Source organism: Escherichia sp. Marseille-Q3837, assembly GCF_916618735.1.
Lineage (GTDB): Bacteria > Pseudomonadota > Gammaproteobacteria > Enterobacterales > Enterobacteriaceae > Escherichia > Escherichia ruysiae.
Window position 1 is genome coordinate 4,133,590 of the sequence record NZ_CAKAKC010000001.1, and the last position, 25,013, is coordinate 4,158,602.

A 25,013-nucleotide genomic window follows, 5' to 3' on the forward strand; every position below is an offset into this window, starting at 1 on the left:
TTGCCGATTCGGCTAATGCGTTTCCATTATCAAATCGATAAGTTTTACCTTACAACCTTCGTAAGACAACTTTGTGAACTTTGCACCGCCAGCGGCGATAAAAAGTAAAAAGGGTCCCCTTTCCAGGTGACCGCATAACCTGAACTACCCTTTGGTATCTTCAGCGCCTGTTCAACAGGCTGCGGTGTTGCAATGATGATCGCAACGACGAGAGGGATTACAACACCCTCATAAACAAAGGGCAATCATCTGACATAAGGTCTTAACTATGACAGTGATAGGTTAAGCCTTTTATTGTGTATTTGCACTGAACGAAAAGGACAAAGCAATGTTAAAAAAGATAATTTTTTTAACCCTACTCCCAGGATTAGCTTACGCCGAAGAGCTTCCTGCGCCCGTTAAAGCGATTGAAAAACAGGGGATTACGATTATTAGATCGTTCGATGCACCGGGTGGCATGAAAGGTTATCTGGGGAAATATCAGGACATGGGAGTCACTATCTACCTTACGCCTGACGGCAAACATGCCATCTCTGGCTATATGTACAACGAAAAGGGAGAAAACCTCAGTAACGCCCTTATTGAAAAAGAGATTTACGCACCTGCCGGACGAGAAATGTGGCAGCGCATGGAACAATCAAGCTGGTTACTTGACGGTAAAAAAGATGCACCCGTCGTGGTTTATGTTTTTGCCGATCCTTTCTGCCCATATTGCAAACAATTCTGGCAACAAGCGCGCCCCTGGGTTGATGCCGGTAAAGTACAAATTCGTACCCTACTGGTTGGCGTGATAAAACCCGAAAGCCCAGCCACTGCGGCGGCAATCCTTGCGTCTAAGGATCCGGCAAAAACGTGGCAAGAGTATGAAGCATCAGGCGGCAAGTTAAAGCTGAACCTCTCCGGGAGCGTGAGCCCGGAGCAGATGAAGATTCTAAGTGCCAATGAGGCGTTGATGGACGAATTGGGTGCAAATGTCACACCTGCGATTTATTACATGAGTCAAGAGAACACATTGCAGCAGGCTGTCGGATTACCGGATCAAAAGACCTTAAATATTATTATGGGAAATAAATAGCATAAATTTTATGGATAATTGGAATAGATCACTCTTTTTCAGTTATCCATAAAATCGCAAGTATTGTTCACCCCACTCATACCAACTATGCTATTTTAGAAAAACTTAATCGTAAATTAAGTAAAACAACATAATATATAAAAATACATAAAGCCATATCATTGACTTGATGAATATTATGAGAGCAAGCATATGAATGGAGTGCATCATGGCTAATCTTTACGACTTAAAAAAATTTGATTTAAACTTGCTTGTCATTTTTGAATGCATATATCAGCATCTTAGCATTAGCAAGGCCGCAGAATCGTTATATATAACACCTTCTGCGGTAAGCCAATCTTTACAACGTCTACGCGCACAATTTAATGACCCCTTGTTTATTCGCTCCGGGAAAGGTATTGCACCAACAACAACAGGGTTAAATTTGCATCATCACCTTGAGAAGAATCTTAAAAACCTTGAACAAACTATCAACATTGTCAATAAAGCAGAACTGAAGAAAAAATTTATTATTTATGGCCCGCAACTCATCTCTTCAACTAACAGTAGCCTTTTGATCGGATGTCTACGACAAGATACAGCCGTAGAAATTGAACACCATGACATTATGATGTCAGCAGAAAGCGCCGAAGATTTATTGACTTATCGCAAAGCAGATCTGGTCATCACATTAATGCCTGTCATCAGTCGCTCGGTGATCTGCATGCCTTTTCAGTCGATACGAAACACGCTTATCTGTAGCGCAACCCATCCGAGAATAACGGAAAACAGTAGCCGCGAAGAAATTCTTGATGAAGAGTTCACCTCCCTGGCATCAAAAGCACCTGGCCTTGAAGATTTTCAGATGGAAATAGAAGCGATTCTGGCAAACCGAAAAATAGCATTTCGTAGCTCGTCACTGTTTACTATTGTCAATACTATTGCAGTAACCGATTTACTGGGTATTGTCCCCTTCGAATTATATCGTAACTATCAAAAAAACCTTCAATTAAAACAAATAAAACTAGAACAAAATCTACCTTCTAATACTCTTTATATTTCCTATAATAAATCATCATTAAACAACCTGAGCTTCTCTCGTTTTATTGACCGCTTGAATGATAACTTTTGTTAAACATCTGCCAGTATGGATAATATCCGCCAGAAAGATTTATTATATGAATATAAAATAAGATACCTCATTTTAATTTATTAATATTATAATCAGGAAACTATCGCACTTTTCTCACGGTCACGTTAAGAGAGCGTCTTCAGATGTCCATTTATAAAATTCCGCTACCTCTCAATATCCTGGAAGCAGCACAAGACCGTATCACCTGGACACTTAATACTCTGCCTCGCGTATGCGTCTCTTTTTCTGGTGGTAAAGATTCTGGCTTAATGCTCCATTTGACCGCAGATCTGGCCAGAAAAATGGGAAAAAAAATACACGTCCTGTTTATCGACTGGGAAGCTCAGTTTTCTTGTACGATTGACTATGTTCAATCGCTACGTGAGCAGTATGCCGATGTTATCGAAGAGTTTTATTGGGTGGCACTACCGCTAACAACGCAAAATTCATTATCCCAATATCAACCCGAATGGCAGTGCTGGCAGCCTGATATTGAATGGGTTCGTCAACCGCCAGAAGATGCGATAACCGATCCCGCATTTTTCTCGTTTTATCAATCTGGCATGAGCTTTGAACATTTCGTGCGTGAATTTGCCGAATGGTTTTCACAACATCGCCCAGCCGCAATGATGGTCGGTATCCGTGCCGACGAGTCTTATAATCGTTTCGTCGCCATTGCCAGCTTAAATAAACAACGTTTTGCTGACGATAAACCGTGGACCACCGCCGCACCAGGTGGCCATTGTTGGTATATTTATCCCATTTATGACTGGAAGGTGGCCGATATCTGGACCTGGTATGCTAAACACCAGTCTCTATCTAACCCTTTGTATAACCTGATGTACCAGGCTGGCGTCCCTCTGCGTCTTATGCGAATCTGCGAACCTTTTGGCCCAGAACAACGGCAAGGTTTGTGGCTATATCATGTTCTTGAACCTGACCGATGGGCCGCAATGTGCGCCCGGGTCAGTGGCATAAAAAGCGGTGGAATTTACGCAGGTCATGACAATCAATTTTATGGTCACAGGAAGATCCTTAAGCCCGACCATCTAGACTGGCAGGAATATGCCTTATTACTGCTTAACAGTATGCCGGAAAAAACGGCTGAACATTATCGCAATAAAATTGCTGTTTATTTGCACTGGTATCAAAAAAAAGGCATCGAGATCCCTCAGACACAGCATGGAGATATTGGCTCAAAAGACGTCCCTTCCTGGCGACGTATCTGCAAGGTATTGCTCAACAATGATTATTGGTGTCGGGCATTATCATTCAGCCCCACAAAAGCCAAAAATTATCAACGTTATAACGAACGGATTAAAGGAAAACGTCAGGAATGGGGAATACTATGCAGCAGCGATTAACGCAGGATTTAACTCAATTTCTCGCCAGTCTGGCAGAAGAAGATCGCATTAAGGCGATCAATGAGATCAGAACGGCGATCCATCAAGTGAGTCCATTTCGCGACGAACCAGTCGATTGTGTTTTGTGGGTTAAGAACACCCAACTCACTCCCAATGATTACAATCCGAATAACGTCGCGCCGCCAGAGAAACGATTACTACAAAAATCAATTGAGATCGATGGTTTTACCCAGCCAATTGTGGTGACCAATACACGAGCCAGCACACTTGAAATTGTTGATGGTTTTCACCGTCATGAAATTGGTAAAGGCTCTAACACGTTAAAATTGCGATTAAAAGGGTATTTACCGGTCACCTGTCTGGAAGGAACACGTAACGAACGTATCGCTGCAACTATTCGCCACAACCGGGCGCGTGGTCGCCACCAGGTCACGGCAATGTCAGAAATTGTTCGAGAACTCAGCCAGTTAGGTTGGGACGATAATAAAATCAGTAAAGAGCTGGGTATGGATAGCGACGAAGTATTGCGCCTCAAGCAAATTAACGGCCTGCAAGAACTGTTTGCCGACCGTCAATATTCCCGCGCCTGGACGGTTAAATAGCTAAAGCTGGCGCAGGCGTTCAGCCGCCGCCAGCAACGTCGATTCCTTCTTGGCAAAACAGAGACGAATCAGTTTATGTGGGAAGGGATCGGCGCAAAACACCGATAGCGGAATCGCCGCTACACCGTGCTCCTGCGTCAGCCACTGGCAAAACTCAACATCATCCAGGGTAGATACGGCGCTGTAATCCACCAGCAAAAAGTATGTACCTTCGCACGGTAAAATATCCAGCCGACTCTCGCTTAACGCGTTCACCAGAATATCGCGCTTCTGGCGATAAAAGTCTGGTAGTGCAAGATAATGTTCAGGATTTTCCCGCAGCATATCCGCAAGCGCCAGTTGCGCCGGGGTATTCACCGAAAAGGTCAGATACTGATGCACCTTACGTATCTCGGCGCTGATGGGCGCAGGCGCAACGCAATAGCCCACTTTCCAGCCGGTCATATGATAGGTCTTGCCAAACGAAGACACCGCTACCGCCCGCTCACGCAGCTGCGGATGCGACAGCACGCTGGCATGGCCCTGTTGTGAAAAGTTGATGTGCTCGTAAACTTCATCGCTAATGACAAAAATCTCGTGCCCGGCAATTGCCTGCCACAAAGCGGCAAAATCAGCCTGCTGCCAGACAGTTGCACTGGGGTTATGCGGGGTGTTGAGGATCACCAGTCGGGTGCGCTCGCTTAACAATGCGGCAAATTCCTGCCAGTCCACGCGAAAATGCGGTGGTTGCAGTGCAATACGTTTCACTATTCCCCCCGAAAGCGCGATGGCGGGCGCGTAACTGTCATAGCTGGGATCAAAGCAGATCACTTCATCACCATTGCGCACCAATGCGGTAATCGCTGCATATAACGCTTCCGTCGCCCCTGCCGTTACGGTGATATCGCTATCGGCATCTGGTTGATAGCCATACAAACGTTCCGTTTTCTGAGCAATCGCCTCGCGCAAGGCCTGCACGCCGGTCATGGGCGCGTATTGGTTTGCCCCCTGGGCAACGTGGTACGCCAGCCGCTCCTGTAAATAGCGCGGACCATCAAAATCAGGAAAGCCTTGCGACAGGTTAATCGCCTGGTGTTGCTGCGCCAGCGCGCTCATCTGGGTGAAAATGGTAGTGCCAAGTTGTGGAAGTTTGCTTTGTGGAATCAGAGGGTTATTTGTCATTTTTATTGTGCCTGACGAAGTTGCGTGTTGAAGGCACTATAACACGATGCTAGTATTTGGCAATCAAGACGTTTAGATGTCTAAATAAAACAACAAGGACAACACAACATGCCTCACAATCCTATCCGCGTCGTCGTCGGCCCGGCTAACTATTTTTCACATCCAGGAAGTTTCAATCACCTGCACGACTTTTTCACTGATGAACAGCTTTCTCGCGCGGTGTGGATCTACGGCGAACGCGCCATTGCTGCGGCGCAAACCAAACTTCCACCAGCGTTTGAACTGCCAGGAGCAAAGCATATTTTGTTTCGCGGTCATTGCAGCGAAAGCGATGTACATCAACTGGCGGCTGAGTCCGGTGACGATCGCAGCGTGGTGATTGGCGTCGGTGGTGGCGCACTGCTCGACACCGCGAAAGCCCTCGCTCGCCGTCTCGGTCTGCCGTTTGTTGCCGTTCCAACGATCGCCGCTACCTGCGCCGCCTGGACACCGCTCTCCGTCTGGTATAACGATGCCGGACAGGCGCTACATTATGAAATTTTCGACGACGCCAATTTTATGGTGCTGGTGGAACCAGAGATTATCCTCAAAGCACCACAACAATATCTACTGGCGGGGATCGGCGACACACTGGCGAAATGGTATGAAGCGGTGGTGCTGGCTCCACAACCAGAAACCTTGCCGCTAACCGTGCGGCTGGGGATCAATAATGCGCAGGCCATCCGCGATGTTTTATTAAGCAGTAGCGAACAGGCGCTGCTCGATCAGCAAAATCAGCAGTTAACGCAATCATTTTGCGATGTGGTTGATGCCATTATCGCCGGGGGCGGAATGGTGGGAGGTCTGGGCGATCGTTTTACGCGTGTGGCGGCGGCTCATGCCGTACATAACGGTCTGACTGTGCTGCCGCAAACCGAGAAGTTTCTCCACGGCACCAAAGTCGCCTACGGCATTCTGGTGCAAAGCGCCTTGCTGGGACAAGATGATGTGCTGGCGCAATTAACCGAGGCGTATCACCGTTTTCATCTGCCGACTACGCTGGCGGAGCTGGAAGTGGATATCAATAATCAGGCGGAGATCGACAAAGTGATTGCCCACACCTTACGTCCGGTGGAATCCATTCATTACCTGCCTGTTACGCTGACACCAGATACGTTGCGTGCAGCGTTCAAAAAAGTGGAATCGTTTAAAGCCTGACGTACAAATTTAGCAGCAGCGCGCGCCGCCTTTTCCACCGTAGCGCGCGTCCTGCCGCTCACGGAAAAACTCTTCGTAGGTCATCGGCGTTTGATCGGGATGGTTAACCCGCATATGTTCGACATAGTTGTCGTAATCAGGCATACCTATCATCAGCTTCGCCGCCTGACCTAAATATTTTCCGGCTTTTGCCAGTGAATCAAACATCAATACCTCCGGTAATCAGATTGCTGAGAGAGTGCATTAATAGCTATCAACGCACTCGGTCAGTCCCCTCGCCCCACCGGGGAGAGGGTTAGGGTGAGGGGGAACCCTCGGCACTATGCCAACATTCGCCAACATCCCCCCTTACTCTGACTTTAGTGCGCGCCTTTCGCCTGCGCTACGATCTCCTCGACATTTTCCGGCATTGGCTCATACGGCGTTTCTTTCGCCGTTGGCTTCGGCTCTTTCAATGCCGCCAGCGCCGTTTTAATCGAGAACAGCGCCAGAACCACCACAACCACCATAAAGAAGATGGTCAACCCGGCATCCAGACGGTTGTTGAACACCAGTTGCGCCAGTTGTGACTCGGTATACTGCGACGGAATGTTGCCGCTGTCGATCATTGCCTGGAACTTATTGGCAATGGCCAGGAAGCCCACTTTCGCATCCGGGCTGAACGCTTTCTGCCAGCCTGCGGTCAGGGTACAAATCAGCAGCCAGGCTGTTGGCACCAGCGCCACCCAGGCGTAACGTTGACGTTTCATCTTGAACAGCACTACGGCACAGAGCATCAGCGCCATCCCTGCCAGCATCTGGTTGGCAATACCAAACAGCGGCCACAGGGTGTTAATACCGCCCAGCGGATCGACCACGCCCTGATGCAGGAAGTAGCCCCACGCCAGCACACACAGCGCCGTTGCCAGCAGGTTAGCAGGCAGAGAATCTGTCCGTTTCAGACCCGGAGACACCACGCCCAGCAAATCCTGCAACATAAAGCGCGCAGCACGCGTACCCGCATCTACCGCCGTCAAAATAAACAGTGCTTCAAACAGAATGGCGAAGTGATACCAGAAGGCCACATCCATCATGCCGCCCAGCGCACCGTGCAGAATGTAGGCCATCCCCACTGCCAGCGTCGGCGCACCGCCCGCACGGGAAATGATCGACTGTTCACCCACTTCGCTGGCAATCTGGTTTAACGTATCCGGAGTTATCGCAAAGCCCCAGCTACTCACCACCTGCGCCGCAGAAGCGACCACATCCGCCGTCCCTGCCGGAGCCAGCACCGCCATCGGGCTGTTCATAGCGAAGTACACGCCCGGATCGATGATACAGGCAGAAACCAACGCCATAATCGCCACGAAGGATTCCATCAGCATTCCGCCATAGCCGATAAAGCACGCCTGACCTTCGTTCGCCAGCATCTTCGGCGTGGTGCCGGAAGAGATCAGCGCATGGAAGCCAGACACCGCGCCACAAGCGATGGTGATAAACAGGAACGGGAACAGGTTACCGGTCCATACCGGGCCAGTGCCATCGACAAATTTGGTCAGCGCAGGCATGGTCAGCGTCGGGCGCATGATCAAAATGCCTACCGCCAGACCGACGATAGTCCCGATTTTCAGGAAGGTAGAGAGGTAGTCACGCGGAGCCAGCAGCAGCCATACGGGCAGCACCGCCGCCACAAAACCGTAACCCACCAGCATCCAGGTCAACTGCACGCCGGTAAAATCAAAGTACGGTGCCCAGGTTGGGCTTTCTGCCACCCAGCCGCCAGAGATAATGGCGAAAATCAGGAACACCAGGCCAATGACCGACACTTCGCCAATACGACCTGGACGCAGATAGCGCAGATAGATCCCCATAAACAGCGCCAGCGGAATGGTGAACGCAACGGTATACGTTCCCCACGGGCTATGGGTGAGGGCTTTCACCACGATCATCGCCAGCACTGCAAGGATGATGACCATGATCATAAAGCAGGCAACCAGCGCAATCACCCCGGCGGTTGGCCCCATCTCTTCTTTGACCAGCTCACCCAGCGAGCGACCGTCACGGCGCGTAGAAACAAACAGCACCATGAAATCCTGTACCGCACCGGCGAGAACCACCCCGGCAAGCAGCCAGATCATCCCCGGCAGGTAGCCCATTTGCGCTGCCAGCACCGGCCCCACCAACGGACCAGCTCCGGCAATGGCCGCAAAATGGTGACCGAACAGCACTTTCTTGTCCGTCGGCACATAATCCAGCCCGTCGTTATGGCGCACCGCTGGCGTCATACGCGTCGGGTCAACCGCCAGCACATTTTTGGCGATATACAGACCATAAAAACGATAAGCGATCAGATAGATACAGACCGACGCCACCACAATCCACAGCGCGTTGATCTGTTCCCCACGATTTAAAGCAATGTATCCCAGAGCAAATGCTCCCATTACAGAGAGCACTGTCCAGACGAGGTATTTCCCTGATTTGTTCATAGTTGTTATCCGTGTGCGTGTCCATAGAGATGTTACATTTTGTTTCTATAACATTTCTGGATAATTTAACAACACAGTAACCATGCAAATCGGAGTTGAAACCAATATTTAACTTAACAATGTTAACTCGATCACTCCGTTAACCGAGTTTTCCTGCAATCTCATTTAATTCTGTCGGGTTCATCCCAAAACCGCCGTGCCCAGCCGACAAGTGCAGCAACGCCGCCCCTGTTCATCGAAAACGACGATTTCCCAACTCTGATTTTGCCGCCCAAGATGCAGCGGCTGGCAGACGCCGCGCACCTTTCCCTCAGACACCGGACGATGATGTGTGGCATTAAGTTCCGTGCCTACCACACACTGCCCGTCGCGGGTCATCATAAATCCGGCCATCGATCCCAGCGTTTCCGCCAGCGCCGCCGATGCGCCGCCATGCAGCAGGCCAAACGGCTGATGAGTACGGGTATCAACCGGCATTTCGGCTTCCAGCACATCATCGCCCAGACGGGTATACACAATTCCCAGATGCGCCACCATTGTGTTGTCGCTGGTGGCGTTGAGTTCGTCGAGCGTTAAATGGCGTTTCCAGATCATGCTTATGCTCCCAGCGTTGAGCCGCCATCCACCACGATATCCTGTAGCGTGATATGGCTGGCGAGGTCAGAGGCGAGGAACAAAATCGTGTTGGCGATCTCTTGTGGACGGGCGATTTTCCCCAGCGGAATGCCGAGCTTAAACTGCTCGCCAAAGCCACGAATACGCTGTTCTTCGGCGTCATCGCTCACCCACAGCGTGCGTTGCATATCGGTATCGGTGGAACCAGGGGAAACCACATTACAGCGCACGCCACTACCCGCCAGTTCCAGCCCGACGCTCAAGGCCAGGCTTTTCAGCGCCGCTTTCGACGCACCATAAGCACTCATACCAATACGCGGCGTGTGTGCAGCGTCGGACGCTACCGTAACAATCGCCCCGCCCCGCTGACGGCGAAACTGGTTCATGGTTTGCTGAAACAGGTTAAACGCACCGCCAACGTTGACCGCAAAGGTCTGCTGCCAGTCTTCTTTGCTGAGCTGATCGGTCGCGCCCATGCGTAAAATTCCCGCTGCATTGACCAGCACGTCCAGTCGTTCCGTTTCCGCTAACAGCCGCTGACACACATGCGCAACCTGCCCGGCATCGGCAACATCCATCACTTCGGTCGCAAAGGGATATTGCTCCTGCGCGAACACCCGATCAAAGCCCGTGACCTTCGCACCCGCTTCAACAAATGCCAGCGCCGTGGCGTAACCGATACCTTTCCCCGCACCGGTTACCCAGACATTTTTGCCGCTGAAATCCATTATTTCACCTCGCGGGAGAGCAGTTTCCACCAGGCATCAATGGTTGGGTTTTTCGCCAGCATGACAAAGTCGATATCGCCATGTACTTTGCGCCAGCGCGCCGCCAGCGCCATCATGCGCACCGAATCCAGACCGTAGTCGATCAGGTTGTCGTCATCGAACGGTTCATCGGACTCATCCAGCAGCGGCAGGATCACCTCACGCAGCGCCGCTTTACTGGAAGGGATTGGTGCTGGCAGTAACTCTTCAGTCATCACCACCCGACCAGAACGTCCGGCCACATATTTCAGCGACATCAAATGCTCGTCACGGCTGAAATCAGCCAGCGCATCCGCCACCATAAACGGTTTAATATCGCGCATAAATGCGTCGGTCGCGGTGGTCATACAGCCAATGTGCGCGTACACCCCGGTGATAATCAGTTGGTTACGTCCGCTTTCTTTCAGCATTTGCTCCAGCGGGGAACGATGAAACGCGCTGTAGCGCCACTTCACCAGCACCGTGTCGTCGGCATCTGGCGTCAGGCGATCCACCACCTTTTGCTGTTCCGGCGAACGGGTCAGACCCGGCCCCCACATATCATTCAGCAGCGCCCGATCTTCATCGCTCTGCTCTTTCGGCTGGGCGGTGTAATAAACCGGGATATTGTGCTTTTTGCAGTAGTCGCGCAGCGCAGCAATATTGGCGATCACCTGCTCCATCATCGGGCAGTTCTCACCCCAGAAGCTGACAAAATAGTCCTGCATATCATGGATTAACAACGCGGCACGTTGCGGTTCAAAGGCCCAGTCGACTTTATTCTGCGGAATATCGTGAGACTCCGGCAGTGCGTAAGCCTGTAATTTTGGAATAGCCATCGTGTTCTCTCCTTCAGGCTGATGCGCGTGACGCCAGCCACTGACGTAATTGTTTTTTATCGACTTTCCCGACCGCCGTCAGCGGAAGTGAATCCACACACTCCACGCGATCCGGTAATTTAAATTCGGCAATACCCTGTTCACGCAAGAAACGACGCACCTGCACCGCGCGCAGCGGCTCTTTTACCACCAGATAAGCGCAGCTTTTTTCGCCCATCAGTTCGTCTTCCATGCTCACCAGTGCGGCGTAGATCACCGCCGGATGGCGCAGCAGCAGGTTTTCGATCTCTTCGGCAGCAATCTTCTCGCCGCCACGGTTGATCTGATCTTTCTCGCGCCCCTGCACGGTGATGTAACCCTCTGGATCAATGGAGATCAGATCGCCGGAACAGTAAAAACCGTTGGCATCAAAGGCGCTGGCATTGTGCTGCGGGCTTTTGTAATAGCCACGGAAGGTGTACGGCCCGCGCGTCATCAGGCGTCCGACTTCCCCTTGCGGCAGTGGATTTCCGTCAGCATCCGCGACCCATACTTCATCGTCCGGGCACATTGGGTAGCCCTGGGTATGGATAATTTTCTCCGCACTATCATCAAGACGGGTGTAGTTCACCAGCCCTTCCGCCATGCCAAACACCTGCTGTAACTGGCAGCCAATCTCTGCGGGAATACGCGCCGCCAGCGTGGCAGAAAGACGTGCACCACCGACCTGTAACAGTTTCAGCGAGGCAAGCTGAGCTCGGCTTTCGCCTTCAGCCAGTGCCTGCAACCACAGGCTTACCGCCGGCGGCACCAGCGCAGTAACGTTGACCTGATGTTTTGCAATCAATGGGAAGCAGAGCGTGGCGCTGGGATCGGCCGCCAGAACGACAGTGCCGCCCGCAAGAAATACGCCCAGCGATCCCGGTGAACTCATGGCGTAGTTGTGCGCCGCCGGAATCGCGCACAGGTAGCGCGTCTGTTGCGTGAACTGACAAATCTCGACGCTACGACGCACGCTGTAGTAATAGTCGTTATGGGTACGCGGGATCAGTTTCGGCGTGCCGGTGGTGCCGCCAGAAAGCTGGAAATAGGCCACTTCATCAGCGGGTGACGGCGTGGCAGTAAAATCCTCTGCCTGATGGTTAAACGCATCCTGCAAATTGTGCTCGCCGCTATCGTTCAGCAGTTGCACCACACGAATAGAGGAATGTTCTGTGACGAAAGTATTGAGGAAATCATCCCCGCTAAACAGCGCATGTTGGCGATCGGCAATCAGCAATGCGGGTTCAATCTGGCTGGCATAGGCGTTCAGTTCACTACGCTGATGGCTGAACAGCGCCAGCACCGGCGCAACGCCCAGTTTCAGCAGGGCAAAAAAGGTAATGTACAGTTCAGCGACATTGCCCAACTGTACCAGCGCGGTTTCGCCGGGTTTAATGCCCTGACGGCGCAAGCTACAGGCGAGATTATCCGCCGCCTGATTCAGTTCCCGATAACTCAACTGCCGCTCGCCGTCGATAACCGCGATGCTGTCACTCGCGGCGTGGCGTTTCAGAATGTCGGTTAGCGGCAAATCCTGCCAGTAGCCTTTTTCCCGATAGCGACGGGCAAACTCTTCCGGCCAGCGGGTGAATGGAATGCTCATCCTCGCTCCTTAATGCAATCCAAAAACGTTCAACATGGTAGAAAGTTTGACGCCTGTTTCGCGCCACTCACCCAACGGTGACGACGCAGGCACAATCCCCGCCCCGGCAAACAGACGCACCTGATTTTCCCGCAGCTTCGCGCAGCGGATGGTCACCACCCATTCGCCGTTACCTTCGCTGTCGCACCAGCCAACGATGCCTCCAAACAGTTCGCGGTCGAACGGCTCCAGTTCAGCAATAACCTGGGTCGCGGCCTGATGCGGGAAACCGCTCAGCGCGGGGGTCGGATGCAGCAGGCAGGCCAGTGTCAGTGCGTTTTCTTGCGAATTAGCTTTACCTTCAAAGGGTGTTGCGAGATGCCACAGCGTCGGCGTGGTGATCAGTTGTGGAGAGGAAGGAACGTGTAACTCACTACTGCGTTCGCGCAGTACCTCTTTCATCGCCTGAGTCACCAGTTCATGTTCATGGCGATCTTTTTCTGACGCCAGCAGACGATTACCCGCTTCGCGATCGAGCACTTCATCCGGCTGACGACGCGCGGAACCGGCTAACGGAATGGAGCTAAAACGCTCGCCGTCTTTGCGCAGCAGCAGTTCCGGGCTGGCACCGAGCAGAACTCCACCATCGGACAGCGGGACATGGAAGTTGTAACTAACCGGATTTTGCGCGATCAACCGTTCCAGCAGTACACCGCTGTCAATGGCGGCGTCGGTGGTGATATCAATCAACCGTGATAACACCACTTTGTCGACCTGCGGCGTGGCAGTGAGTGCAGCGGCGCGGGCGACCATCTGTTCAAAAGTAGCTTGCTCCGGAATTGCCTGACGTTCTACCACGTTCAGCGCCTGGCTGCGGGTGAAACGGCGCGCGGAAGCTTGTTTTTCTTTACGGGAGAATGGCTGCCAGGATTCGGGAATATACAGCGACGAAGGCTGACGTGGATCGAAGGGAATCGCCCCGACCATCACCGGATTTTTGATGCCCTGCGCTTTGGCATCAGCAAACAGCGCGGCGAGTTTTTGCTGGAAGGGACTGTCGGGCGAATCCCCGTTCACAGCAGGTTCATCGAAGCGGGCGAAACATCCTGACGTCGTAAAACTGCGGTACGGCGACATAAAGAAAAAGCGATTGGGCGCAAGTGTTGCCATGGTCTGCTGTACTTCCTCAGCCAGTGACGTATCCATATCATCCTCCATAAAATGATAAAGGCTTTAATAATGATTATCATTTATATTTTCGGTCGCTAACCTAAAAGCAAACGCGCACTATGTCAACTCTTGAGGCAACGCAATCTGCAACTCAGGGTTGCATCTGGTTGTGGTTACAATGAAAATGAGAAGCATTATTGATGTATTCGCATAAGCGCAATGTGATGTCCTGCGCCGTTCTGCCCCCTCTCCCTTCCAGGGAGAGGGCTGGGGTGAGGGTCAGTGTTCGCACCAGTGCTGGCTGTTCCCCTCACCCTAACCCTCGCCCCAAAGGGGCGAGGGGACGGATTGTGCGCTTTGTCGAATTTGTCATTACGCCCTTAACCTTATTAATAACAGGAAGCTGATTTGTGAGACTCGCCCCGCTCTACCGCAACGCCCTTCTATTAACAGGAATTTTGCTTTCAGGAATAGCCGCCGTTCAGGCCGCCGACTGGCCGCGTCAGATTACTGACAGCCGTGGCACTCATACCCTGGAAAGCCAGCCGCAGCGTATTGTTTCCACCAGCGTCACCCTGACCGGCTCACTGCTGGCGATCGATGCTCCAGTGATTGCCAGCGGCGCGACCACGCCGAATAACCGCGTAGCGGATGACCAGGGCTTTTTACGCCAGTGGAGCAAGGTGGCGAAAGAACGCAAACTGCAACGGCTCTATATCGGCGAACCGAGCGCCGAAGCCGTTGCCGCGCAAATGCCGGATCTGATTTTAATTAGCGCAACCGGCGGTGATTCGGCGCTGGCGCTGTACGATCAGCTTTCCACCATCGCCCCGACATTAATCATCAATTACGACGACAAAAGCTGGCAGTCGCTGTTAACGCAGCTTGGCGAAATTACCGGGCATGAGAAACAAGCGGCAGAGCGGATTGCACAGTTTGATAAGCAACTGGCGGCGGCGAAAGAGCAAATCAAATTACCGCCGCAGCCGATCACTGCCATTGTCTATACTGCCGCTGCACACAGTGCCAATCTCTGGACGCCGGAATCAGCACAAGGGCAGATGCTGGAACAACTCGGCTTTACGCTGGCGAAGTTGCCCGCAGGCTTAAACGCCAGCCAAAGCCAGGGCAAACGCCATGACATCATTCAGCTTGGTGGGGAAAATCTGGCTGCAGGGTTAAATGGCGAGTCACTATTCCTGTTCGCCGGTGATCAGAAAGATGCCGATGCTATTTATGCTAATCCGCTGCTCGCACACCTGCCCGCAGTACAAAACAAGCAGGTTTATGCGCTGGGAACCGAGACGTTCCGCCTGGATTACTACAGCGCCATGCAAGTGCTGGACAGACTTAATTCACTGTTTAAAAAAGATTGATAAAACATACAATTAGAGCACTAACAGTCCCCTCGCCCCTTTGGGGAGAGGGTTAGGGTGAGGGGAAAATGCACCTTTAGCTAACTGTCGGACGCTGTCACCTGCGGCGGCGTCTGGCGAAAACGTCGCAACTCCACCAGCACCAGCAATAACAACACGCCGATAATCAACAAACCAAAACCGCTCGCGCTTGCGGAAGCAACCGGCGTCATCATCGCTCCCAAACCGCCCAGCAGCGCCGCGCCTATGGCATCGCCCGTCACGTTCTGCGCCGTCCACAAACCGTTAATCCGCCCTAACATTGCTTCCGGGGTCTGCGTTTGCAGCATTGTATATTGCAGCAACGAACTAACCGCACTCAGCCAGCCGAACAGCGCCAGACAAACCACGCCTAAAATCCACATCGGCATCAGGCCAAACAGACCAATGGCGAGGAACGATCCCAACGTGGAGAGCAACATCAATAAACCTGGTCGCGCACTATGTGCCAGCTTCCCGCTGGTTAACGCGCCAATAGCCGCACCGAGCGGGATCGCCGCATAAAGAAAACCAATCTGTGCCGCTGACATCTGCCAGTTGTCAGCCAGCGCCGGATACAGTACCCGCACCGCACTCGCCATCGTCAATAACCCCCCCAGCAGCGCAATTCCCCCCACCAGCGGGCTGGCGAGCAGAAAACGAATCGCTGCCAGAAGCGATTTCAGCGGATGCTCACGCGGCTGCGGTGGCGGTGGCAGCGCCGGAAGGCTTAACAACGGCAGCAGGGTAATAAACGTTCCCGCCGCCGCCAGCCCGTAGTTCCAGGCCACGCCACCGGTCGCCAGCAATAAACCGCCAATCATGGGCGAAATCACCGAACCCAGGCGCACGGTCAACATGGTGATCGCCCCGGCCTGCATTAAGTTTTCACGCCCTACCAGTGCAGGTGTCGCCGCCAGTAGCGCCGTAACGCCAAGCGATGCGAAAAAACCATCCCATAAACCAAGTAAATAGATTGCCAGCAATGACGGCTCCGGCAGCAGCGCGTTCAGGCACAGTCCAATGAAGCCAATGCCACAGGTGCCGCGCGCCAGCAAAATCACTTTTTTGCGCTCATAGCGATCCGCCAGCACGCCGCCAACCATCAGGCCAACAAACATCGCGCTGCCGGTGAGCGTCACCGAAAGCCCCACCTGCCAGGTAGAATGCGTCATCATCTGGATCTGCACCGGCACCGCGACGCCGAGCAAACCCAGAGACACAATTGAGATAAAACGAGCGAGGAATACTGCGCGAAACGCCGGGTGCGTTTTCAACAGGCTGAGGTTAAGCAGCCAGGATTGTTTATTCATTACAATGCCTTGCCATCAAATATTTTAAATACCTATTCTTAGGCTGCACATGCTAACATATCCAAATAAGATCGATAACGATAATTAATTTCATTATCATGGAAGTTCGTATGTCTGGTTCTGTTGCCGTGACACGCGCCATTGCCGTGCCCGGATTGCTGTTATTACTGATTATCGCGACGGCATTAAGCCTGCTCATTGGAGCAAAATCACTCCCCGCTTCCGTAGTGCTGGAGGCCCTCTCCGGCACCTGCCAGAGCGCCGACTGCACCATCGTGCTCGACGCCCGACTGCCGCGCACCCTTGCCGGATTGCTGGCTGGCGGCGCGCTTGGTCTTGCCGGGGCGTTAATGCAAACCCTCACCCGAAACCCGCTTGCCGATCCCGGTTTGCTTGGCGTAAACGCCGGAGCCAGCTTTGCCATTGTGCTCGGCGCGGCGCTGTTTGGTTACTCTTCCGCGCAGGAACAACTGGCGATGGCTTTCGCCGGGGCGCTGGTGGCCTCGTTGATTGTTGCCTTTACCGGCAGCCAGGGCGGCGGGCAGTTAAGTCCGGTGCGTTTAACCCTGGCGGGCGTGGCGCTGGCGGCGGTGCTGGAAGGGCTGACCAGCGGCATCGCCCTGCTTAATCCTGACGTCTACGATCAACTGCGTTTCTGGCAAGCCGGTTCGCTGGATATTCGTAATTTACACACCTTAAAAGTGGTGCTGATCCCGGTGCTACTCGCCGGAGCAACCGCGCTATTACTGAGCCGCGCGCTGAACAGTTTGAGCCTCGGTAGCGACACGGCGACGGCGCTGGGCAGCCGCGTGGCGCGAACACAGTTAATTGGTCTGCTGGCGATTACCGTGCTTTGCGGAAGTGCGACGGCGGTAGTTGGCCCGATTGCCTTTATTGGCCTGATGATGCCGCACATGGCGCGCTGGCTGGTGGGTGCCGATCATCGCTGGTCACTCCCCGTCACGCTACTTGCTACCCCTGCCCTGCTGCTGTTTGCCGATATCATCGGGCGTGTGATTGTGCCCGGCGAGCTGCGCGTTTCTGTAGTCAGCGCCTTTATTGGCGCACCGGTGTTGATCTTTCTTGTCCGACGTAAAACGCGAGGTGGCGCATGATTTACGTCTCTCGCCGATTAATCATCACCTGTTTGCTGCTGGTTTCCGCCTGTGTAGTTGCAGGTATCTGGGGATTACGTAGCGGTGCCGTCATGCTGGAAACGTCGCAGGTATTCGCCGCGCTGATGGGTGACGCCCCACGCAGTATGACGATGGTGGTCACCGAATGGCGTTTACCGCGCGTGCTGATGGCGCTATTGATTGGTGCGGCGCTGGGCGTCAGCGGCGCGATTTTTCAGTCGCTGATGCGTAACCCGCTCGGCAGTCCGGATGTGATGGGCTTTAACACCGGGGCGTGGAGCGGCGTACTGGTGGCGATGGTACTGTTTGGTCAGGATCTGACAGCTATCGCGCTGGCAGCAATGGCGGGCGGCATTGCCACTTCTCTACTGGTCTGGCTGCTTGCCTGGCGTAACGGCATCGACACCTTTCGATTGATTATTATCGGCATCGGCGTTCGCGCCATGCTGGTGGCCTTTAATACCTGGCTGCTGCTGAAAGCGTCTTTAGAAACGGCGCTAACAGCGGGGTTGTGGAATGCCGGATCGCTCAATGGCCTGACGTGGGCAAAAACCTCGCCCTCCGCACCCATTATTATATTGATGCTCATTGCCGCCGCCTTGCTGGTAAGGCGGATGCGCTTGCTGGAGATGGGCGATGACACCGCCTGCGCACTGGGCGTAAGCGTCGAACGCTCGCGTCTGTTAATGATGCTGGTCGCCGTAATACTTACCGCAGCTGCCACTGCCCTGGCGGGGCCAATTTCCTTTATCGCGCTGGTTGCACCGCACATTGCCCGACGCATTAGCGGCACTGCTCGCTGGGGGCTAACTCAGGCGGCGCTGTGCGGGGCGTTGTTACTGCTGGCGGCCGATCTCTGCGCTCAGCAACTGTTTATGCCGTATCAACTTCCGGTTGGCGTCGTTACCGTCAGTCTCGGCGGTATTTACCTTATCGTCTTGTTAATTCAGGAGTCTCGCAAAAAATGACCGAATCAGTAGCCCGTTTGCGCGGCGAACAGTTAACCCTGGGATATGGCAAATATACCGTCGCGGAAAATCTTACTGTAGAAATTCCTGACGGTCACTTCACGGCAATTATCGGGCCAAATGGCTGCGGTAAATCCACGTTACTGCGTACCTTAAGCCGCCTGATGACGCCTGCTCACGGGCATGTCTGGCTGGATGGCGAGCACATTCAACATTACGCCAGTAAAGAGGTCGCACGCCGGATTGGCTTGCTGGCGCAAAATGCCACCACGCCGGGCGATATCACCGTGCAGGAGCTGGTGGCGCGTGGGCGTTACCCGCATCAACCGCTGTTTACCCGCTGGCGCAAAGAAGATGAAGAAGCGGTAATGAAAGCGATGCAGGCCACGGGCATTACTCATCTGGCGAATCAAAGCGTGGACACCCTTTCCGGTGGGCAACGGCAGCGAGCGTGGATTGCCATGGTGCTGGCACAGGAAACGGCAATTATGCTGCTCGACGAGCCGACCACCTGGCTGGATATCAGTCATCAGATTGATCTACTGGAATTATTGAGCGAACTGAACCGCGAGAAAGGCTATACGCTGGCGGCGGTGCTGCACGATCTTAATCAGGCCTGTCGCTACGCCAGCCATTTGATTGCGCTGCGAGAAGGAAAAATTGTCGCTCAGGGAGCGCCGAAAGAGATTGTCACTGCTGAACTGATCGAGCGTATTTACGGTTTGCGCTGCATGATTATTGATGATCCGGTAGCAGGAACACCGTTAGTGGTGCCGCTCGGACGAACGGCACCGTCAACCGCCGTGATTTAAACTAACCGATCTTCCATCATGGCATCCTGTTTTCTGGATGCCATTGCATGATGCAAGAGCACACTGCCACAAGCAACCATACCGCCGATCAACGCGGAAAGGATCACAATAATCGCTTTGCCCGGACCGTCTTTTTTCACCGGCAAAGTCGGACGCAACTGATATTTAAACGGCGTAAAATTCACATCGTTGACATTTGCTTTTGTTAATTGCTCGACAAGATACTGACGATTACGTAATTCACCGTTCAGTTCCGCAACATCGGTGACCGCTTTTTCAATTTCAAGTTTGCGTTCAATACCGTCTGCGCCGAGAGAAATAGAAAAATCAGGGTCGTCTTTAACGGCCTGACCATTACTGTAAACAGGCTTTTTAATTCCTGCCGCATTGGCAATATCCAGTGAATAATTGAGGCGCTGAATATTTGCATCAAGCTGGTTTTTCGTTTTAATACGATCCTGAGCCAGTTTTTCTTTTTCAAACTGGGTTCTGATTTCCAGTTTATTACGCACATTTTCAATCGACTCTTTCACCACGATAGCAGAGATATAATCGATATACCCTGCCAATACTGTCTGCGCTTCTTCACTGGTGGGTGCGGTGAAACTTAATGTCCAGGAAGTATACAACGCGGACTCATCTTTTTTCTTACTGGCGTTATCATCAACCGCTTTCATTTTTTCGCTCAATGCGACAATAGCGCGATGCAAATCCAGTTCATCGATTTTCGCCTCTTTTAATTGATCCATGACATACGGTGACGAACGCAGATAATCTTCCAGCAAACTAACAGACTGAAACTTTTTGATAAACAGATTAAATACATCACCACGATCAATATTCACGTCAAGTCCCAACACCCGCAGTTTGGTGAAGGTTTTCTCCAGATCTTGCCACTGAATAGCCTCTGCGGGCGTGATGACTGCCGAGCTGGTCCACTTTTGCGGCAGAATGAAAGACACCAGTAACCCGATACAGGCAAAGGTTAAGGCCACCGCGATTACCCGCGTTTTTGCGTACCACAAAACTTCGATAAGTTTAAGTAAATCAATTTCATTATTACTGGGCGATGCCAGATGATAATCGGGAAAATGAGAATCGCTTCCCTGCTTAATATTCAGTGATGACATGCGATATGACCTGAAATGAGTCCAATAAGATTAAATCTCCACGGCGCTCACTTTATCAGTTAGCAAGAATTATCCGAAGCTGAACTTTGTAAATTCCCCTCACCGAACACAACATTAAGCGTGTTTTCAGAGAAGCAACTGAGGATTCATCATAATAATAAATAATAAAACCCACAATCATTTATAATGATTATGGATTTTATTTAAGATAAAGTTATTTATTTAGCGTCGCCAAAATAATTGGCCCGATTTTTTCAAACGCCCCTGGCGAGATAATATCCACATGCGCACAATCTAAACGATAAATATCCAGCTCAGCTATCCATGGCGACCAGGCGCGTTCAGGACTCATACCATTCTGAAGTGTGCGTTCGGCAACAAACAGCGTGGCTTTACCATCAAACGGTACACTATGAGCAGTCGTCAGCAGGCGCACAGCATCAGCGTAGTTGCCTTCAATAGTGGTAAACAACTCCGTTGAAGTACTTCCCTGCTGTGCCGCCAGGAAGGACTCGCGCTCGCGGTTAATCTCCGCCAGCACTTCCGGATCCAGACCATTAGCCTCTTTTTCCCGCCAGTTTTGCGTTTCTGGCGGCCAGGTATCCAGCAAGCCAAGAAATGCCACCTGTTCGCCACGGGCACGCAACCGCGCCGCAATGCCCTGCGCCAGCGTACCGCCAAGTGAATAACCCAGCAGGTAATAAGGACCGTGAGGTTGTTGTTCAAGTAACGTTGCCAGATGCGCTTCGCAGACTTCATCCAGGTTTGCAGCCTTCTGCATGGGGCCATGAGGTCGCGGCGACTGAATGCCGATAATCGACCATTGTGGATCGAGATAACGCGAGAGCACGCTGAACTGCCATGCAAAACCGGACGCCGGATGGAAACAAAACAGTGTCGGGCCATTACCTTCACGCAACGGCAGAATGGTTTCGAATCCCATGCGCCGGGTGCTGTCTTCTTCACCATCAATAATCGTTGCCAGTTTGGCGACGGTTGACGCGACCATCACCTGCCCCGGCGTCACCTGGCGGGAAAACTGCCGACTTAACTGCGCCGCCAGTTTCATTGCCAGTAGCGAATGACCGCCAAGAGCGAAGAAATCAGCGTCGGCATCCTGCACGTCACAACCCAGCAATGACGAGAACGCCCCGGCGATAATCGTTTCACTGCCCGCTTTCGGCGCACGCCCCGGCGCTTGTGTCTTCAGTTCAGGCAACGGTAAGGCTTTGCGATCCAACTTACCATTGGCGCTAAGTGGCAACTGTGGAAGTTGTAGCAGAACCACGGGCACCATATGCGGTGGCAAGGTTTCGCGCAACTGCGCCTGCAATGCGCTGGTATCCAGCGGTAAGCCTGATTGCGACACCAGATATCCTACCAACTGGCGAGCGTCGCCGCCGGTTGCTGCCGCCTGGTTAATCACACAGGCATGGGTAACGGCCTGCTCGACATCCGGCAGCGCCTGCATCACGCGATCAATTTCGCCCAGTTCAATACGCTGACCACGAATTTTTAGCTGATCGTCACTGCGCCCGAGGTATTCCACCGCGCCATTTTCCAGCCAACGAGCAACATCTCCGGTGCGGTACATCCGCTCACCGGGGGCGAAAGGGTCGGCAATAAAGCGGCTGGCTGTCAGATCGGGTCGTCCCAGATACCCCTGCGCCAGTTGAATGCCGGTGAGATAGAGATCACCCGCCACCCCCAGCGGCACCGGATGCATCATCGCATCAAGAATACGCAGCCCCGTGTTCCACACCGGGTAGCCAATCGGCACACTGCTGCCGCGTACCTGTGCCAGTTCCTCGCCAAAAGCCGGATACCAGCTAACGTCCACCGCAGCTTCCGTCGGGCCATACAGATTATGTAACGGCGCACCGGTTAACTGTTGCCATTCGCGGCATAAATCAGCCGGTAACGCTTCACCACTACAGAAAACCTGTTTCAACGTCGCGCAACTCTGGCGAGCAGTTTCCGGCGTCAGCGAAGCAACAAATGCCGCCAGCATAGAGGGCACAAAATGCGTGGTCGTTACGCCATATTCGGCAAAGAATTGCTGCATAGCGAGCGGATCGCGGTGCGCCTCTGGTTCAGCCATCACCAGTTTCGCCCCCGCAATAAATGGCCAGAAAAACTCCCACACCGAGACATCAAAACTGCACGGCGTTTTTTGGGCAACGACATCTTCGCCTGTAAGCGGATAATGATTTTGCATCCACAGCAGGCGGTTAACGATAGCCGTCTGCCCGACCATCACCCCTTTCGGCCTGCCGGTGGAACCGGAGGTGAAGATGATATAAGCCGTGTGGTGCGGTTGTGAAAGTTGCAGCGGCGCACTGCCCTGTGGAGTAAGCGGGGCGTTATAGCAAAGGCTTATTAAATTGGGAACATCGCTAAAGCGCGGCAGTTGATCGTCGGTGGTGATTAACAGCGACGGACGCGCATCTTCCAGCATCATTTTCAGACGATCGTCCGGATAACCCGTATCCAGTGGTAGCCAGGCCGCACCTGCTTCAACAATCGCATGTAGTGCCAGGGTCAAAAAGACCGAGCGCGGTAGCGCCACCGCCACGCTGTCGCCAGGTTTAACGCCGCGCTCACGCAGCAGATTCGCCAGCGCCACCACCTGCTCGCGCATTTCCCGATAGCTGAACTGGTAATACGCATCTGCCAGCGCCGGTGCATCCGGTGCTTTTGCCGCTTGTTCTGCCACCAGCGCGCTCAGCGTGGTTTCAGGGATTTCTACCTGTGTGGCGTTGATCTGCGCCAACTGTGCATACTCACCTGGCAGCATAATATCGACATCGCCGCACAACAGCGCCGGATTCGCGGCGAACTGCGCAATCAGCATTTTCAGCCGTTCGGCGTGCTGAATTAACGTTGGCTCATCGTAACGCTGTTTATTGGCGAGAATCTCAATACTCAAACCACCGTGTTCATCCGGGAACAGCGCCAGTTCAAGGTCATTAACCGGACCGGTTGCCAGTGTATGGGTTTGCGCCTGAACACCAGGAATATCCAGTTGGTAATCAAATACCTTGATATTGAGTACCGGACCAAACAGCGGTTCATCACCTGCCGCTCGCCCGCTGTCACGGACAATCTGTTCGGCATCGTAGCGTTGATGACGGCGCATTTTTTTCAGTTGAGCCGCCAGGCGGATTGCCAACTGAGGCAGCGTCTCTTGCGCCTCAATGTGAATACCCAACGGCAAAACGTTGAGCACGGGACCGGTCGCCGTAAGCGCCGCCGACCCCATTCGACGCATAAAGATAAATCCGGCAGCGTAGTCCATGCGGTTGCACAATCGCCCCAGCCATAAGGTCGCCAGCGCGAGAGCTAAATCGGTACGTTGTACGGTCGGCAGTTGTGCTGCCAACTGCCGAAATTCCCCATCGGTAAATTCCAGTTTCAGGCGCAGAATATCTGCCGAGGCGCCGCGCCCCGCTAAAGGTGCAGACGAAAGTGACGCAGGCGGCGGCAGTTGACGACGCTGTTCCGCCCAGAATGCCGCATCACGCTGCCAGGCCTCGCTTTCCCGATACTGCTGGTACTCTTCCACCACTTCAGCGAAAGGCGTAAACGGCGAAGCAGGCGTTGGTTCGCCACGCAGCCATGCACAGTAAATATTGGCGATCTGGCGGGTAATTGCCGGAAAACTGAAACCATCAACCAGCAAATGATGATAACGCTGATACCAGTACCAGCGGTTATCCGCCACCTGTATCAGCTGATGAAAGACCAGTGGGTTACCGTTATCGACACGCAGATTTTGTTGCAAATCGGTTTGCATTAATGCCTGCGCAGTTCCGTGTGGATCAATGTTGGCACGCAGGTCGATAATTTCTGGCTGTTCGAACGTCAACGCATCATCGACCCATTGCCAGACTTCGCCGTTATCTTCCGTAAAACGCATCCGTAGCGTATCCGCTTGTGCTAATCCGGCAACCACCGCGCGAGCCAGTAATGGCGCATCAACCTCTCCGGTTAACTCAACGTAATGCGCCACGCTCCAGCTGGAAGGTAAATCTGACAGTTTTTCTGCCATCCAGATGCCGGGCTGTGCGGCGACCAAAGGTAAATGTTGGCTCATTGCGCCTCCTGCTGCTGGGTAAAATTCGCCGGTGTCAGAGTACGCCAGTGGGCTTCCAGCCACTGCTGGCAGGACGCCTGTGACTGCGGCTGACACACAACATCCCAGTCTGCCGGTAACGCGCACTGTTGCGGCCACAGACTGAATTGCCCCTGCGCATTGCGCAAAATGTAAAACACGCCCTGCGGATCATCGAAGGGATTACTGAATGCCATA

Annotated in this window: 21 protein-coding genes; 9 read left to right on the forward strand and 12 right to left on the reverse strand. The window is 52.9% G+C overall.

Features of this window, described 5'->3' with window-relative positions; translation table 11 throughout:
- Positions 1–328: 328 nt before the first annotated feature.
- From dsbG to LG381_RS19990, 4 genes are all read left to right on the forward strand, one after another.
- Entirely contained in the window at positions 329–1,075 is a 747-nt protein-coding gene (dsbG, locus tag LG381_RS19975) for a thiol:disulfide interchange protein DsbG (RefSeq protein ID WP_000913736.1), read from the forward strand.
- A gap of 208 nt (positions 1,076–1,283) precedes the next feature.
- Positions 1,284–2,189, forward strand: a complete 906-nt coding sequence (locus LG381_RS19980; protein ID WP_000002457.1) for a LysR family transcriptional regulator — start codon at positions 1,284–1,286, stop codon at positions 2,187–2,189.
- A gap of 140 nt (positions 2,190–2,329) precedes the next feature.
- Positions 2,330–3,550, forward strand: coding sequence for a phosphoadenosine phosphosulfate reductase (locus LG381_RS19985; protein ID WP_085460506.1), 1,221 nt, complete (start codon positions 2,330–2,332; stop codon positions 3,548–3,550).
- The gene (locus LG381_RS19990) at positions 3,523–4,152 is read left to right on the forward strand and encodes a ParB/RepB/Spo0J family partition protein (protein ID WP_000528559.1); all 630 of its coding nucleotides are present in this window, start codon (positions 3,523–3,525) and stop codon (positions 4,150–4,152) included. The genes LG381_RS19985 and LG381_RS19990 overlap by 28 nt, the downstream gene beginning before the upstream one ends.
- Here the strand turns inward: LG381_RS19990 and ybdL are convergent, their stop codons facing one another.
- Positions 4,153–5,313, reverse strand: a complete 1,161-nt coding sequence (ybdL, locus tag LG381_RS19995) for a methionine-oxo-acid transaminase (protein WP_225762826.1) — start codon at positions 5,311–5,313, stop codon at positions 4,153–4,155. It abuts the gene before it with no gap.
- 108 nt (positions 5,314–5,421) lie between these two features.
- Here ybdL and hcxA point away from each other — a divergent pair, with 108 nt between their 5' ends.
- Complete coding sequence (gene hcxA, locus LG381_RS20000) at positions 5,422–6,510, forward strand: hydroxycarboxylate dehydrogenase HcxA (RefSeq protein ID WP_225762827.1); 1,089 nt, start codon at positions 5,422–5,424, stop codon at positions 6,508–6,510.
- A gap of 9 nt (positions 6,511–6,519) precedes the next feature.
- Here the strand turns inward: hcxA and LG381_RS20005 are convergent, their stop codons facing one another.
- The 7 genes from LG381_RS20005 to entC all read right to left on the reverse strand — a co-directional run bounded on the left by LG381_RS20005 (position 6,520) and on the right by entC (position 13,984).
- On the reverse strand, positions 6,520–6,717 hold the full coding sequence (locus LG381_RS20005) for a YbdD/YjiX family protein (RefSeq protein WP_000460431.1): 198 nt from the start codon (positions 6,715–6,717) through the stop codon (positions 6,520–6,522).
- A 152-nt stretch (positions 6,718–6,869) separates the two neighbouring features.
- Positions 6,870–8,975: a pyruvate/proton symporter CstA gene (cstA, locus tag LG381_RS20010; protein WP_001043146.1), complete on the reverse strand. Its 2,106-nt coding sequence runs from the start codon at positions 8,973–8,975 to the stop codon at positions 6,870–6,872.
- A 180-nt stretch (positions 8,976–9,155) separates the two neighbouring features.
- The gene (gene entH / locus LG381_RS20015) at positions 9,156–9,569 is read right to left on the reverse strand and encodes a proofreading thioesterase EntH (RefSeq protein WP_000637953.1); all 414 of its coding nucleotides are present in this window, start codon (positions 9,567–9,569) and stop codon (positions 9,156–9,158) included.
- Between the two features lie 2 nt (positions 9,570–9,571).
- A complete protein-coding gene (entA, locus tag LG381_RS20020) occupies positions 9,572–10,318 on the reverse strand; it encodes a 2,3-dihydro-2,3-dihydroxybenzoate dehydrogenase EntA (protein ID WP_225762828.1) in 747 nt (248 codons plus the stop codon).
- Positions 10,318–11,175 carry an enterobactin biosynthesis bifunctional isochorismatase/aryl carrier protein EntB gene (entB, locus tag LG381_RS20025; RefSeq protein WP_085460503.1) on the reverse strand — a complete coding sequence of 286 codons (858 nt, stop codon included), beginning with the start codon at positions 11,173–11,175 and terminating at the stop codon, positions 10,318–10,320. The genes entA and entB overlap by 1 nt, the downstream gene beginning before the upstream one ends.
- Positions 11,176–11,188: 13 nt before the next feature.
- Positions 11,189–12,799, reverse strand: coding sequence for a (2,3-dihydroxybenzoyl)adenylate synthase EntE (gene entE / locus LG381_RS20030; RefSeq protein ID WP_225762829.1), 1,611 nt, complete (start codon positions 12,797–12,799; stop codon positions 11,189–11,191).
- A gap of 9 nt (positions 12,800–12,808) precedes the next feature.
- The gene (gene entC / locus LG381_RS20035) at positions 12,809–13,984 is read right to left on the reverse strand and encodes an isochorismate synthase EntC (protein ID WP_085460501.1); all 1,176 of its coding nucleotides are present in this window, start codon (positions 13,982–13,984) and stop codon (positions 12,809–12,811) included.
- Between the two features lie 374 nt (positions 13,985–14,358).
- On the opposite strand from entC, the gene fepB reads away from it, so the two are divergent.
- The gene (gene fepB / locus LG381_RS20040; protein ID WP_032224890.1) at positions 14,359–15,324 is read left to right on the forward strand and encodes a Fe2+-enterobactin ABC transporter substrate-binding protein; all 966 of its coding nucleotides are present in this window, start codon (positions 14,359–14,361) and stop codon (positions 15,322–15,324) included.
- A gap of 80 nt (positions 15,325–15,404) precedes the next feature.
- Here the strand turns inward: fepB and entS are convergent, their stop codons facing one another.
- Positions 15,405–16,655: an enterobactin transporter EntS gene (entS, locus tag LG381_RS20045; protein WP_001041810.1), complete on the reverse strand. Its 1,251-nt coding sequence runs from the start codon at positions 16,653–16,655 to the stop codon at positions 15,405–15,407.
- A gap of 110 nt (positions 16,656–16,765) precedes the next feature.
- Between entS and fepD the strand changes: the two genes are divergently transcribed.
- From fepD to fepC, 3 genes are read left to right on the forward strand one after another with little or no spacing between them, the layout of a single operon-like run.
- Positions 16,766–17,770, forward strand: coding sequence for a Fe(3+)-siderophore ABC transporter permease (fepD, locus tag LG381_RS20050; RefSeq protein WP_176251469.1), 1,005 nt, complete (start codon positions 16,766–16,768; stop codon positions 17,768–17,770).
- Entirely contained in the window at positions 17,767–18,759 is a 993-nt protein-coding gene (fepG, locus tag LG381_RS20055) for an iron-enterobactin ABC transporter permease (protein WP_000640944.1), read from the forward strand. Before fepD ends, fepG begins: the two co-directional genes overlap by 4 nt.
- Positions 18,756–19,571 (forward strand): iron-enterobactin ABC transporter ATP-binding protein, encoded by an 816-nt coding sequence (gene fepC, locus LG381_RS20060; RefSeq protein ID WP_000140639.1) that lies wholly within the window; start codon positions 18,756–18,758, stop codon positions 19,569–19,571. The genes fepG and fepC overlap by 4 nt, the downstream gene beginning before the upstream one ends.
- Here fepC and wzz(fepE) read toward each other — a convergent pair.
- The 3 genes from wzz(fepE) to LG381_RS20075 all read right to left on the reverse strand — a co-directional run bounded on the left by wzz(fepE) (position 19,568) and on the right by LG381_RS20075 (position 25,012).
- A complete protein-coding gene (gene wzz(fepE) / locus LG381_RS20065; RefSeq protein ID WP_225762830.1) occupies positions 19,568–20,701 on the reverse strand; it encodes an LPS O-antigen length regulator Wzz(fepE) in 1,134 nt (377 codons plus the stop codon). The two genes, fepC and wzz(fepE), sit on opposite strands and share 4 nt — an antisense overlap.
- Positions 20,702–20,915: 214 nt before the next feature.
- A complete protein-coding gene (entF, locus tag LG381_RS20070; protein ID WP_225762831.1) occupies positions 20,916–24,797 on the reverse strand; it encodes an enterobactin non-ribosomal peptide synthetase EntF in 3,882 nt (1,293 codons plus the stop codon).
- On the reverse strand, positions 24,794–25,012 hold the full coding sequence (locus LG381_RS20075) for an MbtH family protein (RefSeq protein WP_085460498.1): 219 nt from the start codon (positions 25,010–25,012) through the stop codon (positions 24,794–24,796). Before LG381_RS20075 ends, entF begins: the two co-directional genes overlap by 4 nt.
- Position 25,013 lies beyond the last annotated feature (1 nt).